General features: G+C 61.6%; 3 protein-coding genes. 2 read left to right on the top strand and 1 reads right to left on the bottom strand.

The genetic code is table 11. From position 1 onward, the window contains the following. Both B2W52_RS04210 and B2W52_RS04205 read left to right on the top strand, forming a co-directional pair. Positions 1–466: efflux RND transporter periplasmic adaptor subunit (locus B2W52_RS04210; protein WP_414673472.1), on the top strand; the 466-nt coding region annotated here is incomplete at its 5' end. After that, positions 466–3,636, top strand: a complete 3,171-nt coding sequence (locus B2W52_RS04205; RefSeq protein WP_286801501.1) for an efflux RND transporter permease subunit — start codon at positions 466–468, stop codon at positions 3,634–3,636. The genes B2W52_RS04210 and B2W52_RS04205, both read left to right, overlap by 1 nt. 135 nt (positions 3,637–3,771) lie before the next feature. On the opposite strand, the gene nirD is transcribed toward B2W52_RS04205, so the two are convergent. Continuing rightward, entirely contained in the window at positions 3,772–4,140 is a 369-nt protein-coding gene (nirD, locus tag B2W52_RS04200; protein ID WP_008176927.1) for a nitrite reductase small subunit NirD, read from the bottom strand. Positions 4,141–4,261: the final 121 nt, after the last annotated feature.

The raw sequence follows: 4,261 nt of genomic DNA, 5'->3' as shown, positions 1-4,261 counted from the left end.
TTTCCAGGTACCCCAGTCCTTCTACAAACGCATCGACGACAACAGCCGGCTGCTGGTGCAGGATGACCAGGCACTGAGCAGCGCCACCATCGATGTTCTGGTACCGGTCAACGATCCCCAGTCCAGAACCTTTCTCCTCCGCGCCATCAAGCCCGAATCCGTGAAGCTGCTCCCGGGGATGTCGGTACAGGCGGTACTGCGGGTCACTACCGGTGAACGTGGCCTGACGGTTTCCCGCGATGCCATCAACCGGTATCCCGAAGGACGAACCACCGTGTGGATCGCCGAACCGGGGGATGAAGACACCTGGACCGTGAGCGAAAAGCGGGTGCGCCTTGGCACCGGCTTCGAGGGCCGGGTAGAGGTCACTAGTGGTCTTGAAGCGGACCAGCAGGTGGTGGTCCGTGGCAACGAGTCCCTGAGCGAGGGCATCAGCGTTCGCATTGCCGAACGGGAGAGCCGCTGATGTTTGCCGGCATTATCCGCCACGGCACTCTGGTCACCGTTATTGCCCTGATTGTCGCGATCCTTGGGGCTGCTGCAGCACTGCGGATTCCGGTCCAGATGATTCCGGATCTGGAGGTGCGGACGGTCACGGTGGAAACCAGCTGGCCAGGCGCCACGCCCCAGGACATCGAGAAAGACATCCTGATCGAGCAGGAACGGTTCCTGCGCAATGTTCCGAACCTGAGCCGGATGACCTCCACCGCCTCCAGTGGCGCAGCGGAGATTGAGCTGGAATTTCCGTTCGGGGTGGATATCACCGAGACCCTGATCCAGATCAATAATGCCCTGAGCCAGGTGCCGGATTATCCGAGGAACGTCGATGAGCCGCGCATAGTTGCGGCGTCGTTCTCCTCCAACGCATTCATGTATTTTCGCATCGCCACCCTCGAAGGCAATCCCCGTGAGCTGGACATCGAGCTGATGCGCGATTTTATCGAGGACCGCGTGCGGCCCAGGATGGAGAGCGTGCCGGGGGTTTCCGAGGTGACCGTCGGCGGCGGTGCCGACCGGCAAATGCAGGTTATCGTGGACGAAGCCGCCCTGGCCCAGCGTGGCCTGAGCTTGCTCGATCTGCGTGATGCCATTGTCAGCCGCAACCAGGACATTTCCGGTGGCGAGATTGATTCCGGCAAGCGCCGGTACCTGCTGCGCACGGTGGGTCGCTTTGATGATGTTGAATCCCTGGAGCAACTGGTGGTGCGCCGACAGGGTGACAGCGTGGTGCGCCTGGGCGAGGTTGCCCAGGTGCAGCAGGGTCACTCACGGATTAGGGAACTGTCCGTCGTCAATGGCCAGCGGGTGATCGGCCTGCAGGTGCGTCGGGAGAGCGGATCCAACGTTATCGATATCAAGCACGCCATGATGGACGAAGTCGCCGCCATCAACCGCGAAGTGCTGGAACCTGCGGGCATGACCCTGGGCCTGACCGCAGACGATGCCCGGTACGTGGAAGCCTCGGTTGCCAATGTCTGGACCAATCTGGGTATCGGTGCCGCCTTCGCAACCCTGGTGATGTTCCTGTTTCTGAGGTCCGGCCGGGCCACGTTTGCCGGGGTGGTGGGCATACCGCTGTGTGCCATAGCCGCGTTTATCGGGCTGCTGATCACCGGCCGCACCATCAACGTGATCTCTCTGGCCGGTATCGCCTTTGCCATCGGCATGACGGTGGACAACAGCATCGTGGTGCTTGAGAACATCGAGCGACACCGGCGTTTGGGGCTGGACCGTTTCGAATCGGCCCTCAAGGGCGTGCGTGAAGTCTGGCCGGCGGTGCTGGCGTCCACCACCACAACCATCCTGGTGTTCCTGCCGATCCTGTTTATCGAGGAAGAGGCGGGCCAGCTGTATTCCGACGTGGCCATTGCCATCTCTGCTGCCATTCTCGCCTCCATGTTGGTGGCAATCACCATCATACCCACCCTCTGTGCCCGGCTGGATTTCGGCCGCCGGGGCGTGACCACCGATGAATACGGCAACGAAACCTCGGGTCGCTGGAGCGGGGCCGCCATGGGGGCGGTGCGATGGCTGGTGAATGGCACGGTGCGCCGGCTTCTGGTGATGGCAGCCACCGTCGGCTTCAGCCTGTGGGTGATTTTTGTGCTGACCCCACCCGCCGAATACCTGCCGGAAGGCGAGGAGCCCAAGACCTTTGCCGCCATGTCGGCGCCGCCGGGTTACAACCTGCAGGAGATGGAAGCCATTGCCCGCCAGGTGGAAGACTACTTCCTGCCCCACGTGAACGCGGACGGCCAGGCCTACGCCGCGGGCGAAACCAGCGTGCCGCCCATGGCCTATCTCAACATGCAGGTAACGCCCACCAGGATCCGGATCATCGCCGAGACCCTGAATCCAAGGCACATCGAAGCCCTGATGGACGAGATCACCCGGTTCTATGAACAGTTCCCGGGCATGCGCGCCTTCGCGGCCAAGGGCTCCATCATTTCCAGCAACGACGGCGGCACCCGCAGCATCAACCTGGACATCTCCGGCCCGGACCTGGTGTCGGTCTACAGCGCCGCCAATGCCGCTTACCAGCGGGCCGAGGAGATCTTCGACAACCCCCGCATCCAGAGCCAGCCCTCCACGCTGTCCCTGGCGCAACCGCTGATCCAGATTATGCCCGACTGGGATCGCGCGGCTGAACTGGGTCTGGGAGCAGAAAGCATTGGCTTCACCGTAGCCTCTCTAACCGAGGGCAGCTACGTCGACGATTTCTTCCTGGACGACGAAAAGATCGATATCTACGTCTACGGCAGCGAGGGTCGCAACCCGTCACTGGACAGCCTGCCGGATGTCATGGTGCACACCCCCCAGGGTGCTACCCTGCCGCTCTCCAGCCTGGCTACCATCGAGGAAACCGTCGATACCAGCACGGTCCGCCGGGTGGACGGTCGCCGCACGGTGACTCTGAACGTGATTCCCCCGGACGATGTGCCGCTCGAAGCCGGCGTTGAGAGGGTACGCACGGAACTGTTGCAGTTCATGCGGGACAGCGGCGCATTGCCCGCGAATGTGAACGTGGATATTTCCGGCGCCAGCGATCAGCTTAATGCCACACGGGAGGCTCTGACCGGCAATTTCATCATTGCCATTGCCATTGCCATTGTCTACCTGCTGCTGGTGGCCATCTTCGCGCACTGGGGATTCCCGCTGCTGATCATGACCGCAATACCGCTTGGCGTGGCCGGTGGCATTGTGGGCCTGGCCCTGATGAACCTGGTCGGTGGCCTGCTGCCCATGATCGGCCTCCAGCCTCTGCGACAACCCTTCGACATGATTACCATGCTGGGCTTCCTGATCCTGATGGGAACCGTGGTGAACAACCCCATCCTGGTGGTGGACCAGGCCCGGCAGAACCTGCGCCAGAAAGGCGTTACCGTAGTACAGGCCGTCACCGGCGCCGTCCAGACCCGCCTGCGCCCGATTGCCATGACCACCCTGACCACCATCTGCGGCCTCTCGCCCCTGGTGTTCCTGCCCGGCGAAGGCACCGAGCTCTATCGCGGCGTGGGCGCTATCGTTCTGTTTGGCCTGCTGGGGGCAGCGATCGTAACCGTGACTTTTCTGCCGTCACTGACCATCTTTGTTCTTGGCTGGCGGGAGCGTTGGCGTCGCTCCAGAGAGGTTTAGCCTCGGAGTATCGCCGTCACGCGCCATGGGAAGTCTTTCTTCCGGGGAAAAGCAACTCGCTTCGCTCAGACATCTTTTCCCCTGCACAAAGACTTCCCATACCACGCGCCGGCTTTCGCCGGCATTGTTAAGGGCCTAGGCCGCGATGGATTCTCGCTGGTTGGCCCGTACTTCCAAGCGGATCTGGTTGCCGTCCAGCAGGACAGGGTAGGTTTTGACCCGCACGGTATCGTCTTCCAGACAGACACCCGTAAGCAGACTGAAATGTTGCTTGTACAACGGCGACGCCACCACCGGCTCCCCTTTCAGATCCCCGGTAATCCCCCGGGCCAGCACATTGGCGCCGCTGAACGGGTCCGTATGGCTGATGGCAAACAACGCCGGCAGCCGATGCGGCAGATAAAACACCGCCACCGGACCTTCTTCGGTCCATACCGCGATGCCAGATTCCGGCACCAGGTCGTCTACGGTGCAAACGGCTTCCCAACGAGTGCGTGGTTTCATTGTGTTTCTCCTATTCCTTGTGCGTTTATTTCAACTGTGCGTTACAAGCGATACCACGGAAGCTTGGTGAGCGAGGTGGTATGGGGGTGCTTTTCTGTCGGGAAAAAGATGTCTGAGCGAA

It is taken from the genome of Marinobacter sp. UBA2498 (genome assembly GCF_002341575.1).
In the GTDB taxonomy this organism is placed as follows: Bacteria; Pseudomonadota; Gammaproteobacteria; order Pseudomonadales; family Oleiphilaceae; genus Marinobacter; species Marinobacter manganoxydans.
This window is presented reverse-complemented; position numbering and strand designations above follow the sequence as displayed.

Excerpts from the sequence above, each read along its gene's own strand:
- nirD (WP_008176927.1), bottom strand. The coding sequence starts at position 4,140 with ATGAAACCACGCACTCGTTGGGAAGCCGTTTGCACCGTAGACGACCTG.
- B2W52_RS04205 (WP_286801501.1), top strand. The coding sequence starts at position 466 with ATGTTTGCCGGCATTATCCGCCACGGCACTCTGGTCACCGTTATTGCC.